This is a genomic window from Haloferax sp. Atlit-12N (assembly GCF_003383095.1).
Taxonomy (GTDB): domain Archaea; phylum Halobacteriota; class Halobacteria; order Halobacteriales; family Haloferacaceae; genus Haloferax.
The window spans coordinates 278059-294452 of sequence record NZ_PSYW01000004.1; the positions used below are offsets into that span (position 1 = coordinate 278059).

Annotated in this window: 13 protein-coding genes; 10 read left to right on the forward strand and 3 right to left on the reverse strand. The window is 64.9% G+C overall.

What is annotated here, in order from left to right; translation table 11 throughout:
- Positions 1 to 54 precede the first annotated feature (54 nt).
- From C5B90_RS21240 to C5B90_RS17665, 8 genes are all read left to right on the forward strand, one after another.
- Entirely contained in the window at positions 55 to 183 is a 129-nt protein-coding gene (locus C5B90_RS21240; protein ID WP_255566837.1) for a hypothetical protein, read from the forward strand.
- Positions 180 to 761 (forward strand): acyltransferase, encoded by a 582-nt coding sequence (locus C5B90_RS17635; protein WP_115883256.1) that lies wholly within the window; start codon positions 180 to 182, stop codon positions 759 to 761. Before C5B90_RS21240 ends, C5B90_RS17635 begins: the two co-directional genes overlap by 4 nt.
- The gene (locus tag C5B90_RS17640) at positions 758 to 2146 is read left to right on the forward strand and encodes a nucleotide sugar dehydrogenase (protein WP_115883257.1); all 1389 of its coding nucleotides are present in this window, start codon (positions 758 to 760) and stop codon (positions 2144 to 2146) included. Before C5B90_RS17635 ends, C5B90_RS17640 begins: the two co-directional genes overlap by 4 nt.
- Positions 2139 to 3425 carry a nucleotide sugar dehydrogenase gene (locus tag C5B90_RS17645; protein ID WP_115883258.1) on the forward strand — a complete coding sequence of 429 codons (1287 nt, stop codon included), beginning with the start codon at positions 2139 to 2141 and terminating at the stop codon, positions 3423 to 3425. The genes C5B90_RS17640 and C5B90_RS17645 overlap by 8 nt, the downstream gene beginning before the upstream one ends.
- A 10-nt stretch (positions 3426 to 3435) precedes the next feature.
- On the forward strand, positions 3436 to 4461 hold the full coding sequence (locus tag C5B90_RS17650) for a DUF354 domain-containing protein (protein ID WP_115883259.1): 1026 nt from the start codon (positions 3436 to 3438) through the stop codon (positions 4459 to 4461).
- A 186-nt stretch (positions 4462 to 4647) separates the two neighbouring features.
- Positions 4648 to 5706 (forward strand): ATP-grasp domain-containing protein, encoded by a 1059-nt coding sequence (locus C5B90_RS17655; protein ID WP_115883298.1) that lies wholly within the window; start codon positions 4648 to 4650, stop codon positions 5704 to 5706.
- 35 nt (positions 5707 to 5741) lie between these two features.
- Positions 5742 to 7709 (forward strand): glycosyltransferase family 39 protein, encoded by a 1968-nt coding sequence (locus tag C5B90_RS17660; protein WP_115883260.1) that lies wholly within the window; start codon positions 5742 to 5744, stop codon positions 7707 to 7709.
- Between the two features lie 100 nt (positions 7710 to 7809).
- Positions 7810 to 8259 carry a hypothetical protein gene (locus C5B90_RS17665; protein ID WP_115883261.1) on the forward strand — a complete coding sequence of 150 codons (450 nt, stop codon included), beginning with the start codon at positions 7810 to 7812 and terminating at the stop codon, positions 8257 to 8259.
- Between the two features lie 182 nt (positions 8260 to 8441).
- Here C5B90_RS17665 and C5B90_RS17670 read toward each other — a convergent pair whose 3' ends face one another.
- Positions 8442 to 9437, reverse strand: a complete 996-nt coding sequence (locus C5B90_RS17670; protein ID WP_115883262.1) for a thioredoxin domain-containing protein — start codon at positions 9435 to 9437, stop codon at positions 8442 to 8444.
- Positions 9438 to 9803: 366 nt separating this feature from the next.
- On the opposite strand from C5B90_RS17670, the gene glmS reads away from it, so the two are divergent.
- A complete protein-coding gene (gene glmS / locus C5B90_RS17675) occupies positions 9804 to 11612 on the forward strand; it encodes a glutamine--fructose-6-phosphate transaminase (isomerizing) (protein WP_115883263.1) in 1809 nt (602 codons plus the stop codon).
- 24 nt (positions 11613 to 11636) lie between these two features.
- Positions 11637 to 13346, forward strand: coding sequence for an asparagine synthase-related protein (locus C5B90_RS17680; RefSeq protein WP_115883264.1), 1710 nt, complete (start codon positions 11637 to 11639; stop codon positions 13344 to 13346).
- A gap of 208 nt (positions 13347 to 13554) precedes the next feature.
- Here C5B90_RS17680 and glmU read toward each other — a convergent pair whose 3' ends face one another.
- Together glmU and C5B90_RS17690 are read right to left on the reverse strand one after the other, a co-directional pair.
- Positions 13555 to 14736, reverse strand: coding sequence for a bifunctional sugar-1-phosphate nucleotidylyltransferase/acetyltransferase (glmU, locus tag C5B90_RS17685; protein ID WP_115883265.1), 1182 nt, complete (start codon positions 14734 to 14736; stop codon positions 13555 to 13557).
- A 106-nt stretch (positions 14737 to 14842) separates the two neighbouring features.
- Positions 14843 to 16210, reverse strand: coding sequence for a succinylglutamate desuccinylase/aspartoacylase family protein (locus C5B90_RS17690; protein ID WP_115883266.1), 1368 nt, complete (start codon positions 16208 to 16210; stop codon positions 14843 to 14845).
- Positions 16211 to 16394 lie beyond the last annotated feature (184 nt).

A 16394-nucleotide genomic window follows, 5' to 3' on the forward strand; every position in this document is an offset into this window, starting at 1 on the left:
GCGTGACTTCCGTTTCGAATCGCGGGCCACGACTGTCCGCGACGTGACCAACACATGCGCACCAAAACCAAACTCCTCGCGGCGCTCGCCGCACTGTTCGTGCTCGTAACTACCCTCCGGTCGGACGGCGACGGGGTGCTCTCCGACGAGGACGAGACGACCGTCGATTCGGCTCAGACATGAACCTGTACGTCACGGGCTCTAGCTGCGAGATCGACGACGACGTCACCCTCGGCTATCCCGCGGGCGACGACTCACAGCAGACGATAGTCGGCGACGACGCCCGAATCCGTTCGGGGACTATCGTCTACAGTGACGTGACCATCGGCGACGGCTTCGTCACCGGCCACGACGCGCTCGTCCGCGAAGACACCCGAATCGGCGACAACGTCGTCGTCGGAACCAACACCGTCATCGACGGCACCACGACCATCGGGTCGAACGTGAGCCTCCAGACTCGGGTCTACGTTCCAACCCACACGCACATCGGCGACGACGTGTTCGTCGGGCCGGGCGCGGTGCTCACGAACGACCCGTATCCGGTCCGGCAGGACGTCGAGATGACCGGTCCGACGCTCGAAGACGGCGTCTCTGTCGGCGGGAACGCGACCATCCTCCCCGACGTGACCGTCGGCGAGAACGCGTTCGTCGCCGCCGGCGCGACCGTCACCGAGGACGTTCCGCCGGAGACGCTCGCGGTCGGAACGCCCGCCGAACACCGCCCACTCCCGGCGAAGCTTCAGGGAGCGAACTCCATATGAGCACACAATCTTCAGTCACGACTATCTACGGCTCTGAGCGCCCCGAAGACGAACAGATAGCTGCGCTCACGTCCGGCGACGTGCCGGTCGGCGTCTACGGCCTCGGCAAGATGGGACTTCCCCTCGCCTCCGTCTACGCCGAGACCACCGGTAACGTCACCGGCGCGGACATCGACACCGACGTCGTCCGCGAGATTAACGCCGGCCGCAACCACATCGTCGGCGAACCCGGACTCGACGAACTCGTCGAAGAACTCGTCGAGGACGGCGCGCTCGTCGCGAACACGGAACCGCGCGAGGTCGCCGACGAGGCGAGCATTCACGTGGTCATCGTCCCGACGCTCGTCGACGAGGCGGGCCGGCCGGACCTCTCGGTCATCGAGGCGGTCGCACGAGACATCGGGAAGGGCCTCGACGAGGGCGACCTCGTCGTCTTCGAATCGACGCTCCCGCCGCGCTCCTGTCGCGACGCACTCCTGCCGCTTCTCGAATCCGAAAGCGGCCTCTCGCTCGGCGAGTTCGGCCTCGCGTTCTGCCCCGAGCGGACCTCGTCCGGGCGCGCGCTGAAGGACATCCGCGGGGCGTACCCGAAGGTCGTCGGCGGCGCCGACGACGAGAGTACCCGTGCCGCGTCGCTCGTCTACGACCTGATTTCGTCGAACGAGGTCATCACCGTCTCGGACACGACGACCGCGGAGGCGGTCAAGGTGTTCGAGGGCGTCTACCGCGACGTGAACATCGCGCTCGCCAACGAGCTTGCGACCCACGCCGACGAGTTCGAAATCGACGTGACCGAGGCCATCGACGTGGCCAACACCCAACCGTTCTGCGAGATTCACACGCCCGGCGCGGGCGTCGGCGGCCACTGTATCCCGTACTACCCGCAGTTCCTCATCAACGAGTTCGAGACGGGGTCGCCGCTCATGGAGACGGCTCGCGCCGTCAACGACGAGATGCCGCACGTCACCGCGCAGACGGCGCTCGACCGACTGGCGGCGCGAGGCATCGACCCCGAGGACGCGACCGTTCTCGTCCTCGGTCTCACCTATCGCGCCGGCGTCGAAGAGATTCGCAAGACACCGGCGCTCCCCGTGGTCGAACATCTCGACGAAGCGGGCGCGGACGTGGTCGCGACCGACCCCATCCTCGACGACACCGCCGTCTTCGAGGAGGCGGGCGCGACGGTCATGCGCGGCGTGACGAGTGACGACCTGTCACCGGACGCCGTCGTCCTCGTGACGGCCCACGAGTCGTTCGACCACCTCGACGTTCCCGCCTTCGCCGACGACGACCGCCCGGTCGTCTTCGTCGACGGGCGGCAGGCAGCCACGGAGTACCGCGACCACGACCGCGTCGACTACGAGGGAATCGGACTCCATGACTGACACCGTCTGCGTCGTCGGCCTCGGCTACGTCGGCCTGCCGCTGGCCATCGAGTTCGACCGCGCCGGGAAGTCGGTCATCGGCTACGACGTCGACCCCGACAAGGTCTCGACGCTCTCGGCGGGGACCGACCCCACCGGGGACGTGACGGACGAGGGCGTCGCCGCCTCCGACGTGCTGTTCACGACGGACGCGACGCACATCTCGGACGCGGACTTCGTCATCGTGACGGTCCCCACGCCGGTCGATAGCATGGAGAACCCCGACCTCCAGTTCGTCGAATCGGCCGCCGAGACCATCGGCCAGCACGTCTCCCTGGGGACGACCGTCGTCCTCGAATCGACCGTCTACCCCGGCGCGACCGAGTCCGTTCTCGTCCCCGCGCTCGAATCCGAGTCCGGGTTCGCCGTGGGTGAGGACATTTTCGTCGGCTACTCGCCCGAGCGCGCGTCGCCCGGCGACACCGGGCGGAGCGTGAAGGACGTGGTCAAGGTGGTCGGTGCCAACTCGGAAGCGGTCCGCGAGCGTCTCGCCGACCTCTACGGGAGCATCGTCGACGCCGGTATCCACCGCGCGCCCGACATCGAGACGGCGGAGGCGTCGAAAGTCATCGAGAACGTCCAGCGCGACATGAACATCGCGCTCGTCAACGAACTGGCCATCGCGTGCGACCACATGGGCCTGACGACCAAGGACGTGCTCGAAGCCGCGGGAACGAAGTGGAACTTCCACGACGGCTACTCCCCAGGCTTCGTCGGCGGCCACTGCATCCCCGTCGACCCGTTCTACCTCACCTACCGCTCCAAGCGCGAGGGCTTCTCGCCGAAACTCGTGTTGCAGGCGCGCGAAATCAACGAGTACGTCCCGGTTCACGCCGCCCGCAAGGCGGTCAAGACTATCAACGAGTCGGGGCGCGTCCTCCAGGACACGCGACTGCTCGTCCTCGGACTCGCCTACAAGCCGGGCGTCGGTGACATCCGAAGCTCGGACGTGAGCACGATGATAGAGAAACTCGACGAGTTCCACGTCGACTGCGTCGGCTACGACCCCCACGCCGACCCCGACGAATCGCGGGAAGTCTTCGACATCGAGGTGGTCGAGTCGGTCAACTTCGAGGCGTATGACGGCGTCGTCGTGGCGACCGGCCACGAGGAGTTCACCGACTACGACCTCGACGAGATGGCCGCCGCGCTCGGGTCCGACCCGGTCATGATAGACGTGGCCGACGCGTTCGACGCCGACGAGGCCGGCGAGCGCGGCTTCCACTACGCGCAACTCTGAGATACCGCCGATGGACATCCTCATCACGATTCAGCACCCCGCGCACGTTCACTTCTTCAAGCACGCCATCGACGAGTTCGAGGCTCGCGGCCACGAGGTCCACGTTCGCGCCCTCGACAAGGACGTCGCCGTGGACCTCCTCGACGAGTACGACATCGACTACGAGGTCGTCGGCTCCCGCGGCGATTCGCTTCCCGGCGTCGCGCTGTCGACGCTCGGTATCGAGTATCGCCTGTTTCGCGCCGCGCGGGACATCGACCCGGACGTCGTCGCCTCCATCGGGGGGTTCGAGGCCGCACACGTCGCGAAACTCGTCGGGGCCGAGTGCGTCGTCTTCACCGACACGGAGCACGCGACGCTCTCGAACGCGCTGACGTTTCCCTTCGCCGACGAGGTCGCCACCCCGAAATGCTACCGCGACGACGCCGGTTCGAACCACCACCGGTACCCGAGTTACCACGAACTCGCGTACCTACACCCCGACCGATTCGACCCCGACCCGTCGGCGCTCGACGGCCTGCCGGTCGACGCCGACGACACGTACGCCGTCGTCCGGTTGGTCAGTTGGGGCGCGGCGCACGACATCGGTGACGAGGGTCTCGACGGTCTCACCGAGTTAGTCGGTCGCCTCGAAGACGCGGGCGCATCGGTACTCATCTCCGCGGAGGGCGATTCACTTCCGCCTGAGTTAGCAGACTACGCCATCACCATCGACCCGCACCTCATTCACCACGTGCTCGCGTACGCCGACCTCTTTATCGGCGAGAGCGGGACGATGGCCTCCGAGAGCGCCGTGCTCGGGACGCCGACCGTCTACGTCCACAGCGCGAACCCCGGGCTCATGCGCGACCTCGCCTCGTTCGACCTGCTGTTCGGGTACCACGGCGAACACCGGAACGAACGCGCCGCGAACCGAGCGGTCGATATCCTCCAGTCGGACGACATCGACTGGGAGGCGCGTCGGCGGGCGCTTCTCGAAGAGAACGTCGACGCGACGGACATCATCGTCGAACGGGTTCTCGCGGCCGTCGAGTAGCGGCCGTCGACTAGCCGCACGTCCCCGCGTTTCGCCGCTCGTTCTCGGACCGTGACTGACGCCCCGAAACAGCCGGTTTTCGACGGTTCACGCCGTTTATCTGCTATATAATAAGGGGACCTTGGTGTCTGTCTCGTCTCGATGACACTGCTGGATACAGTCCGACCGTCGAGCCGGGACGGCGATGTGACCGTGCTGGTGACCGGTGCCGGTACCTTCGGCGCTTCGGGTATCATCAAGGCGATTCGCCGGGCCGACGCGTTCGACGCCCACATCGTCGGCGTCGATACGGACCCGGACGCCTACGGCTTCAGCCTCGTCGACACGGCGGAGACGGTCCCCGCCGGCGACGCCGACGCGTTCGTCTCCGAGCTGCGTTCGGTCGCGCGCCGCGAGAACGCCGACGTGATTTTCCCTCTCAACGCGGCGGACGTCGAGGCCCTCTCCGAGGCGAAGCCCGCCTTCGAGCGCGAAGGTATCGAAGTGATGGCCGTTTCGCCCCAGTCGCTCTCGATTACCCGGAATAAAGGGCGGCTGTACGACGAACTCGTCAAGCAGGCCCACCCGATGGCACCCGAGTTCTACCGCGCCTCCTCGTTCGACGAGTTTCTCGACGCGGTCCACGCGCTCGGCTATCCCGACCGCCGCGTCTGCTTCAAGCCACCCGTCAGCAACGACAGGCGCTGCTTTCGCGTCGTCGACCCGGATATGGACCGGTTCAACGCGCTGTTGAACCAGAAACCGGACAGCACCGTCACCACGCTCGACGACGTGCTCCCCGTCCTCCGTGAGACGGCCCAGTTCCCCGAACTCATCGTGATGGAGTACCTCCCCGGCGAGGAGTACACCGTAGACGCCCTCGTTCGCGACGACGAGACGCCGGTTCTCGTCTCACGGTCGCACGCCGCGACCTGCGACGACTCCTCGTTCGTTGGCACCGTCGAGAAGAACCCGGAACTCCTCGGGGACGCCCACGAGCTCTGTTCGCTCTTCGGGTTGGAGTACAACGCCACGTTCCGGTTCAAATACACCGCCGACGGCAGGCCGAAACTCGTCGACGTCCATCCGCGAATCTCCCGGTCGGTCACCGCGTCGGTCGGTGCGGGCGCCAACATCCCCGCGCTCAGCGTGCAGTACGCGATGGACCGTGAGCTTCCCGAACTCGACATCGAGTGGGGAACCCACGTGACCCGCGACTGGCAGGACGTGTTTTACGGCCCCAATACGGACCCGACCACAATCTGACGGACGCTCTTCGAACCACAACTCTCAGCTCATACATGACGATGCTCTCATCGATATCCGACCGCTTACAACGAGCCGAACTCGACGTGTTCGCGGCCGCCCTCGGAGTCGTGCTCGCGCTCGCGTTGTTCCCGCTGCGGTTCCTCTCGTCGCAGATTTTCATCGTGACGCTCCCGATACTCCTCGGCGTCGGGAGTCTCCTCTATCTCGCGGCCGCCCGCGGGAGGGGGACCACGAACGGCCTCCCGACGCTCGCGCCGTCGCTCGTACGGCTCATCTCGGCCGGCGTCTTCTTCGGCCTCGCCGTTATGGTCGTTCTCGCAGTCGTTCAGGGCGAACGAAGCATCCTGTTCATGGACATCGGCGGCGTCGTCGGCACGCTCCTCCTCGGACAGATACTGCTCGCCCCGGACGACGAACTGCGGCCGAGCGTCTTCCTCGCGGAGATTCTCGTGTACTCGTTCGTCGTCCGATTCGCCGCGCTCTACACCGCGCCGGGCTACATAGGAATCGACATCTGGTCGCACACGACGTTCGTCCAGATGATTCTCCAAGCCGACTCCCTGTCGGCCATCGGCGACATCAAGTACTACGCGTCGCCGCTGTTCCACCTTCTCACGGCGGCGTCGACGCACCTCCTCGACCTGTCGCTCCGGAACGCGCTGTACCTCTCACTCGGCGTCGTGATGCCGCTCGTCCCGATTTTAGTCTACGGCACGGCCCGACTGCTCGTCCCGCTCCGCTGGGCGCTCACCGCCGGCGCGCTGTACGCGATGGGCGACCAGGTCGTCCGCTGGGGCATCCACCTCATCCCGACGAGCCTCGGCCTGCTGTTTTTCCTCGCGTGTCTGTACTGCCTCGTTCGAATCACCCACGCCAGCGAGCGATGGCGCGACTTCGGCTTGCTCGTCCTGTTCAGCACCGCCGTCATCCTCACCCACCAGGTGTCGTCGTTCATCATGTTGGTGCTCCTCTTCGCGGGGTTCATCGCGCAGGTGTTGCTTCGGTTCGACTTCTTCACCGAGGACCCCGACCCGCTTTCGTTCTCGGGCGGCGGGTCCAGCCCCGTGAACCTCGCGGGACTCGTGGGGTTCAACCTCGGACTCATCGTCTTCACGTGGTCGCTGACGCCGTATCAGGGCGACACCTTCCTCGAAACGGTCATCAACTACCTCGTGTTGAACCTGTTCAACGCCGGGTTCCTCCAGGGTGTGAGCGGTAGCGGGGGGTCGGCCGGCGCGTCCGGTGCGGCCGGTTCGGCCGGCCAGACGTTCTTCTCGCAGCTCTCGACGTACGTCACCGAAGCCGGCTTCCTCATGCTCATCTTCGCGGGTCTTATCGGGTGTCTCACGGTGCTCAACCGCTCGCGGGCGACGCAGACGACGTACACGTTCGTCGGCGCTATCGTGGCGATGCTGTTCGTCGTGCTCGGACTGCCGCTCGTCGGTATCGAGAGCTTCGTCCCCGGTCGCTGGTTCGCGTACCTCTACGCCCTTCTCGCCATCATCGGCGTCCTCGGGTTCCGCCACCTCGCGAACCGGACCTCGCTCAAGGTGGTCGGCGTCATCCTGCTCCTGTTCGTGCTCGTCTACCCGAACGTGATGCTCATGTCGAACGACGGCGCGATGGACAGTCCGGCGTTCCCGGACCAACACGAACGGCTCTCGTACACCGAACAGGAACTCGCCGCCATCGACACGTACGGTTCGGCCCGCTCGTCGCAACAGGGCGGCGAACTCTACACCGACCTGCCGTACGGGACGGTGTGGGAGCGGACGAACGCGTATCCAGCCGAGCCGTTACCAGCCGAAGAAGGGCGGCCAGTCCCGCAGGGGATAACGGCCTATCGGGAGTACCAATCACAGAGCGCCTCGTACTTCCCGAACGAACAGGACATGGCCACGAACCTCGACCCGTCGAAGACCGAGGTCTGTCCGCCGACGACGAACTACGTCTACGCGAACGGCGAGGTCACGATTTGTTCGCTCCCCGGCGCTAACTGACCGCTCGGCTCGCGGTCGTTCTTTTTTGTCACTCGATAGTGTGGATTAGCACTACATGCCGTCCCGAACTCATTTGTTCACATGAGTGAAAGATGGTGCCATGCCCTCCCGACGCAAATACCTCGCCGGCTTCGCCGTCACATGGTCCATGGGAGTTGCTGGCTGCGCTGGTTTCGGTAGCTCAGACCTCCTCCATCGAGTCGAGATGGACAACAATACTGGCAGAGATATCGAGGCGTTTGTCGAGGTGATGAACGACGCTGACGGGACACTATTTCAGCGGTCGTTCGCCATCGAAGCAGGGAACCAAGACGAAGGTGCCGACTGGTTCGAGGGAGTCCCGACCAAACTCTCGGTCGCAGTGGGTGACGCACAGCCGCTCACCGCGGCGTGGCCATCCAAAATCACCGAAGTAAACGCGGGCGAGCGACCCGAGACGCACGGTATCCCTCCCTGCATTCGTGGGGGAGACTCGATGACCGGTGTTTTCGTTCGCATCGCTTCTGCCGAGAGGATGTGGCTCGAACCAACGTGTGGAGACCCACAGTGACTCACAGCCCCATTCACTGTCTCTCCCTCGTCTGAATGCTCGCTCAAACTCGACTTGAGAGTGATTGGTACGCGCGCTATTCAGCACGCCCGCAGCACCTCGGGCGGGAACCGTATCACGACTCCCTCGGCCGATGCAGGCGGCTCACACCCGAAGAAAAGCCTCGACAGCGTCGCGGAGAACTAGAACGCGTCGTCGTCCGACTCGGTCGTCTCGTTGCTTCCGAACGTCGTCGAACTGTTGTTCGCCGTGCCACTCTCGTTTCCGCCGGACGACGACCCGAATGTGGTGTCGTTTTCGGTCGAGTCCCCGCCGAACGTGGAGTTGTTCTCTGTGGTTCCGCCGAACGTCGACCCGCCGTTCGCGACCCGCTCAAGCTGTTCTCTCGTGGCTTGGGGGTCGACCGTCGGTGCCGTCACCTCGTCGTCGGTGGCGACGCGCGGGACGGTCGTGACGCCGAGTTCGGCCGCGCTGTCGGCGGACAGTTGGACGCTCTGGGCGTACGCACGCGAGCGAATCGCCCGCCGAATCTGGTCGATGCCGTTCGTCTCCGCCACCTCGGCGAATCGGACGAGGTTTTCGGTCGTCGCCCAGTCACGGCGCTCTTGCGGCTGGTTCGCGAAGACGTAGGAGAAGTACGTCCAGAACGACTCGGGGTCGATGTTCCAGACCGCGAGCCCGGCTTCGCTCGCCCGAGGAGCGTCCGGCCCGAGATACGGCTCGCCGTCCATGTACGCCACGTTCCGGAACTCGATGGAGAGGTCCCCGGTCGCGACGAAGTCCTCGACCAACCCGCCGAACTGCTGTCGCACGAACTCCTGGGTGTACGGGCATTTCCAACTCCCGTAGACCGTTACCGTCGTGTCGGCCGTGCCGATGGTCGGATACCGCGCGTCGGTCTGCAGCGACCGGAGGGCACCCGTCTGGAGTTCGAACGACGGGTCGGACACCGTCTTCGGACGCATCTCGACGGACGCGTTCGCGTCGGTCTCGTTACCTGCGGCCGTCCGCGTCTCGGGCTGCGCGGTCGTTGTCTGCTGTTCCGACTGCCCCGCCGGCGTGTCCGCTCCGCCGCTGTTCGCCTGCTTGGCGAAGGTCGCACAGCCACTCAGCGATGCGATGGCCGCGACGCCGGATAGCTTGAGAATACTCCGTCTGTCTGTCTCTCGGTCAACCATACACCACACCTAGTCGTAAACGGCATTATTATCGGCCGTGTAAGCCGTCCCGGCGCGCGCTCTGCGGCCTGTTCGGTGCCTAATTCGTCGTTCGACCCGCCGATGCCACGTTTCCGAAAAACCGCACGACAACGACGCGTTTGTTTCGGTTGTGGCGTCGCCACCGTCCCTTAGCGCGTCTATAGTAATGGCCGCTTCCCCGTATCGTGGTTTCACGGACAGCTCACCCGCTGACCCCACAAACCATGACACATCAGAAACAACTCCTGGGGGAGTCGAACATCTCCGCCCCGTCCGCTCTGAACCGACCACAGCCAACGACGACCGGGACCGCGCGTGTCTCGCAGTCCCCGGAGGGACGCTAACATGTGCGGAATCATCGCTCACGTCGGTGAGAAGCGGGCTATCAGCCCGCTCGTGACCGGACTCGAGAAACTGGAGTACCGCGGCTACGACTCCGCCGGTATCGCGGTGAAAAACGGCTCGGGACTCGACGTATGGAAGTGCTCGGGTCAGGTTTCCGACCTCAAGGACACCATCGACGGGGTCGAATCGAGCGCGACGCTCGGTATCGGACACACGCGGTGGAGCACCCACGGGCCGCCGACCGACGAGAACGCGCACCCGCATACGAACCAGACGAATCAGGTCGCCGCGGTCCACAACGGTATCATCGAGAACTACGCGACGCTCAAAGAGTCCCTCGAAGCGGAGGGCTACGAGTTCACGAGCGACACCGACACCGAGGTCATTCCGAACCTCGTCAGCCACTACCTCGACCGCGGGAACGAACCGCTGGCGGCGTTCCAGCACGCGGTCGATGCGCTCGAGGGAAGCTACGCCATCGCGGTCGTCGTCGACGGCAACGACTCCATCTACGCCGCCCGGCAGGGGTCGCCGCTCGTCCTCGGCGTCGACGAGAGTAGTTACTACCTCGCGAGCGATGTGCCCGCCTTCCTCGACCACACGCGAAACGTCGTCTACCTCGAAGACGGCGACACCGTCGAGGTCCGCGCCGACGGCGTCGACATCACCGACGAGAACGACGAGACGGTGCGGCGCGAAGTCGAGACGGTCGACTGGAACCCCGACGAGACCGGAAAGGGGCAGTTCGACCACTTCATGCTCAAGGAGATTCACACGCAACCGACCTCGCTCCAGAAGACGCTCGAGGGCCGGCTCGACCAGGAGGCTGGCGACATCAACCTCGACATCGAGACCGACCTCTCGGACATCGACTCCGTCCAACTCGTCGGATGCGGTACCTCGTACCACGCCGCGCTGTTCGGTGCGAGCCTCCTGAACCGCTGTGACGTTCCGGCGCGCGCGATTCGCGCGAGCGAGTACGACCTGACGACGAGTTCGCTGACGGACAACACGCTGTTCATCGCGGTCACGCAGAGCGGCGAGACGGCGGACACGCTCAGCGCACTTCGGCAGGTCAACGACAAGGGCGTCGAGACGCTCGCGGTGACGAACGTCGTGCAGTCGACCGCCGCCCGCGAGGCCGACGAACCGGTCTACATCCGCGCCGGCCCCGAAATCGGCGTCGCGGCCACGAAGACGTTCTCGTCGCAGGCCGCGGTCCTCACGCTCCTCAGCCAGCACCTCTCGGACATCGTCGACTCCGGGGTCCCCGCGGACAACCTCGACCGACTCGTCTCCGACATGGCAGACCTCCCCGACGCCGTCGAACGGGTGCTCCAGACGAGCGACGCCAAGCGACTCGCTCGCGAGTACCTCGACATGGACGCGTACTTCTTCATCGGCCGCGGACTCGGCTGCTCGGTCGCCAAGGAGGGCGCGCTCAAGTTCAAGGAGATCACCTACGAGCACGCCGAGGGGTTCGCCTCCGGCGAACTCAAACACGGCCCGCTGGCGCTCGTCACCGACCGGACGCCGGTCTTCGCGGTCTGTACCGACGGCAGCGACAAGACGGTGACAAACGCCAAGGAGGCGAAAACCCGCGGCGCGCCTATCGTCGCCCTCGGTCCCTCGGACCACCAGATAATGGACACCGCGGACGAACAGCTCTACGTCCCCGACAGACATCCCGTCTGTGAGAACCTCCTCGCGAACGTCCAACTACAGCTTCTGTCGTACTACTGTGCGACCGAGTTGGACCGCGAGATAGACAAGCCGCGAAACCTCGCGAAGAGTGTCACGGTCGAATAACCTCACGGAGACCAGCCACCCACAATGAACAAAGAACTGTTTGGCGTCCTCGACGACGACGGGGCGTTCGACGGCCTCGCATCTCGGTCGAGTTTCGACTGGGTCGCCGACGGCGAGCGCGCGACTGTCGCTATCCGCGACCCTGCGCTCGGGTTCCCGGGGCGCTCGTCGACGTATCGAGACGAGCGAGGGAGCTGTATCGTCTGGGGCGAGGCGTTCTCCCCCGATGACGTTTCGACCCCGACAGCGGAGTACACCCTCGAACGGTACGCCGCGGTCGGAGCCGACGCGTTCGGTGAACTCAACGGGTCGTTTCTCGTGTTCGTCGAACTCGACGGCGACGCGATAGTCGCCTCGGACCCCGCCCGCACGTGGCAGTGTTTCTACACCGACACGCCCGACGGGCGGGTGTTCGGTACGAACCCACAGCGCGTCCTCTCGGCGGCAACCGGACTCGAAGTCGACACCCGCGGCCTCCTCGAGTACATCCACATGGGGGTCGTCGTCGACGAGCGGACAGTCTACAGCCGACTCAGCTGTATCCCGTTCGACGGCTACTTCACCGCCGACGAGTCGGGGACGCTCTCCCGGTTCGTCTACGCCCCCGCCGACCCCGACGAGTTCGACTACGTCGACGAGCTCGCGGCGCGCCTCGAACGGGCGATAGCCCGCCGGGCGAACTACCCCGGCAAACAGGGCGTGCTCCTGAGCGGCGGCTACGACTCGCGAGCAATCGTCGCCCAGCACCCCGACATCGACGTCTGCTACACGCTCGGCGCGCCCGACCATCCGGAGGTCGAAGCCGCCCGGAACATCGCGAACCAGTACGGTGCCGACCACGAGACGCTCGTCCCCGACGACGACTACATCAACGTCGACGAGGACGTCATCGAGTACTCGCTCGGCACGCGCGAGTCGGTCCACGTCCACCACGCGGGCTGTGACGAGAAGATGGACGCCGACACCGTCTTTCACGGACTGCTCTTCGATACGTTCCTCCGCGGACACTTCCTCCCACAGAACGTCGTCGAAGTGTTCGGTAATCGGTTCCCGTTGCAGGGTCTGGACCCCGACCCGGACCCCGCCGAGGTGCTGTCGTCGAAGTTCGGCTATCACCCGGCGTGCGACCACGTCTTCCCCGAGTGTTACGACGAGTTCGACACGAGCATGGAGTTCATCGACGACGTCGTCGACGAGCAACTCGACAAGTGGTCGGACCGCTACGACAACGTCTACGACAGTATCGAACTCATCGGAATCCAAAACCAGCCGTCGGTTCCGTTCCACTTCGAGCTATCGGACAACTACATCGAGTCGTTCGTCGCCGCCGACGCCGAACTCATCGACTGGCACCTGAAGACCCCGCCCGAAGAGCGCAACACGAACACGATGATGGCGGCGATGCGGAAACTCAACCCGGACATCTTCCGCCACCGGCCGCCGGACAGACCGCACAACTCGTTCAGGAAGAACCAAATCGAGAAGTTCGTCCGCCGGAAAGTCCCGGGTATCGAGCCGTTCAGTTCGCCGTGGCCCGACATGGAGGCGCAGTACGACCGGAACGAACTCGACCGCAAGCTGTTCCCCGGCTACCCGAGCATCCACGAGCTTCCGGTTCGAGTCAAACTCCGAATCAACGACATCACCACGTGGATGAACGCCGCGGACGACGACAGCGTCCTCACCCCCAACGACGTGCTGTGTCCGCCAGTGCGGATGCTCACCGACTCCTGAACACCCCGTTCCTTCTCCCCGACTGACCGACGACTCGTGCTCGCGATGTCGTCCCGCTCGTTCTCCGCCACCACACACTGCTGTCGGTACTGACACACCTCGACATCGGCGACGACTGACAAGAACATGCGACGGTACGGGAGATTCGGACTGTCCCGAGGTGTCGCAACCGGTGTGAGAAGAAGGCCGTCTCGTCGCTTCCGCCGCGTTATCGGTCGGTCGCCACGGTCTCGCCGGGCATGGTACGAGCGCCTTCGGAGAGTTTCACCCCGGCGTTGAGCGCCGTGTTGATGCCGGTCTTCGCGTCGTCACCGACGACCGCGCCGAACTTCCGGCGACCGGTCGAGACCCGTTCGCCTTTGACCGTCACGGAGACGGTCTCGCCGTCGTGGCGGAGGTTGGCGACGTTCGTCCCCGCACCGAGGTTGACGCGGCGGCCGACGACGCTGTCGCCGACGTACGAGAGGTGGCCGACGCTCGTCTCCGCGAGGAGGACGCTGTTTTTAATTTCGACGGCATGGCCGACCTGAACGTCGGGTCCGACGAACGTGCAACCGCGCACGTACGCGTTCGGCCCGACCGTCGCGCCCGCCGAGATGTAGGCGGGTCCCTCGACGACGGAGCCGTCTTTGACGGTCGCTCCCTCCTCGACGACCACGTCACCTTGGACCGTGGCGTCGTCGCTCACGTCGCCGTCGATACGGCGGTCGAACGTCTTGAGCTTCCACTCGTTGGCTTCGAGGAGTTCCCACGGGCGACCAACGTCCATCCAGCGGTCGAGCGTCACCGGCGAGACGTTAAACTGGTCGATGACGCGGTCGAGAACGTCGGTGAGTTCGCGCTCACCGCGCTCGCTCAGCGGCACGTCGAGCATGTCGCGGGCCTCGGCGGGGAACACGTACGCGCCGGCGTTGACGAGGTCGTTCTGCGGCGCGTCGGGCTTCTCGACGATTTCCGCCACCGCGCCGTCGCTGACGTTCAACACGCCGTAGTTGGAGGGGTTCGGGACGCGGACCGACGCGATGCTCGGTGCCGCGTCGAACAGGGAATCGATTCCGGCGGGGTCGTAGAGGTTGTCGCCGTAGAGGACGGCGAACGCGCCGTCGATGTGCTCTTTGGCGGCGCGAACCGCGTCTGCGGTCCCCTGCTGTTCGTCCTGTTCGACGTACGAGACCGGGACGCCGCGGTAGGACGAGCCGAAGTGTTCGCGCACCGTCTCTTGGCCGTACCCGACGACCACGACGAGTTCGTCGGCACCGGCGTCGACCGCCGCCGCGGCGGTGTGGCCGACGATTGGCCGTCCGGCCACGCTCAACATCGGTTTCGGGACCTCGTTCGACAGCGGTCGCATTCGCGTGCCGCGTCCGGCCGCCAGTAGAATCGCTTGCATACTCCGCCGTAGTCGAACGACGGGCGTTATTATACGCGAGATAAGCGGTCGTTGTCGGCGATTTTCGGCGAGTTGGTCGCGTTAGGCGCGACGTAGTCGCAGCGGTTCACCCGTGGTAGACGCCGTGTTGCCAGAGCAGGTCACGGGCGACGGCAACTCCCCACGTCACGGCGTCTTCGAGGGTCGTCCCCTTGCGGGTCGTCTCGACGATGTAGCCGGGGAGGTGCAGGTCGCCGTACACCTTGTGGATGAACAGCGAGCGAGAGCCGTCGAGGGAGTTCCCGCAGTCGAAGTCGTAGTACGACGGGTACTCCGAGAGGTCGACGTACTGCTCGTTGACGTAGTCGCAGGCGTTCACCGCGTTCGTCGGGGTCGCGCGGGTCGGGAAGACCGCCTGCCCGACTTTCCCGTCGTGCTTGTAGATGCCGCTGGAGCTGTGGAGGTCGACGACGACATCGGGGTCGTGCGAGACGAGTTCGTCCCAGAGCGCCCGCGCGAGTCGGGACGTGGGCTGCGCCCCCGTGGGGAACTGCCGGTTCAGGTCGCCGTCCTCGGTGTATCTGGCCCCGATGCTGATTGCGGGCGCGTTCGCGTAGGGGACGACGACAATCTTTCCGCCGGTCGGGCGGAGATGCCTGAGTTGGTCCGCCGCGTGGTAGCCCTGCGGTTCCTCGCCGTGGATACCGCCGACGACGAACGCCGTCGGACCGGGGTTCCCGGAGTCGATGACGTAGACGGGCGTTTCGTACTTCGTTCCCGGAAGGAGCGAGTGGGTGCGGACCGTCCCCGCGTTGACGCGGTCGAGACGAGTCTGTATCCAGCCGAGGACGTCACCGTAGTTTGCGTCCTTGTGGTCTCGAAGCAGGCGAACTTGCGGCACGCCAGAGATGCCGTAGCGTACGGCTTCGTCGGTCCCCGAGCGGACGAGGCTGTCGTAGCGGTCCGCGTAGGCGCGGTTGGCGATTTTCGTGATGTTGCGGACGCCCGCGAGGTCCATGTAGGACTCCAAGCGCGAGTGCGTGTACGTCTTGGTCGTGAAGTTCCAGAACATGAACTCGAAGAACCGCCAGAAGTTCTCCGGTTCGACGTCCCAGACGCCGTGAGCGGCGCGGGCGGCGCGGGCTTCACCCTCGTCGTCGCCGACGAGGTAGGTGTCGATGGCGTCCGGTCTGTACGAGAGGAACCGGAGTTCGAGGTTGAGGTCGCCTGCGAGGACGTACTCGCGGACGATGCGTTCGAGGTTGTGCTGGACGAAGTACTGCGAGGAGTCCGACAGGAAGTTCACGTAAACGACGAGTGTCGGGTTCGAATCGTCGGTGCCCATCGTCGGGTAAAGTCGGTCACTAAGATACGGCGCGGTCCCGACCACGCCCGGCGAGAACCCCGCAGCGGCGGGTCGAGTTCCGACAGCTCCGAGCAGCGCGAGTCCGCCGGCGGCGGTGAGAAAGGTGCGACGAGTAAATTTCGAGTTCATTGTATCCAATTTACTGAACGTCATAAAACGGAGAAACTTCGAGCCTTCACATGTCCAGTCTTTTTATATCTGTGCGTACAGTTAACGCACTAAATCTCGGCGATTTGTAGGTGTGTCACACTCTCTGACGGTCAAATTTAGATATTCCTCGATTCCACGCGGGGACGAGAACGAAATTCACCGA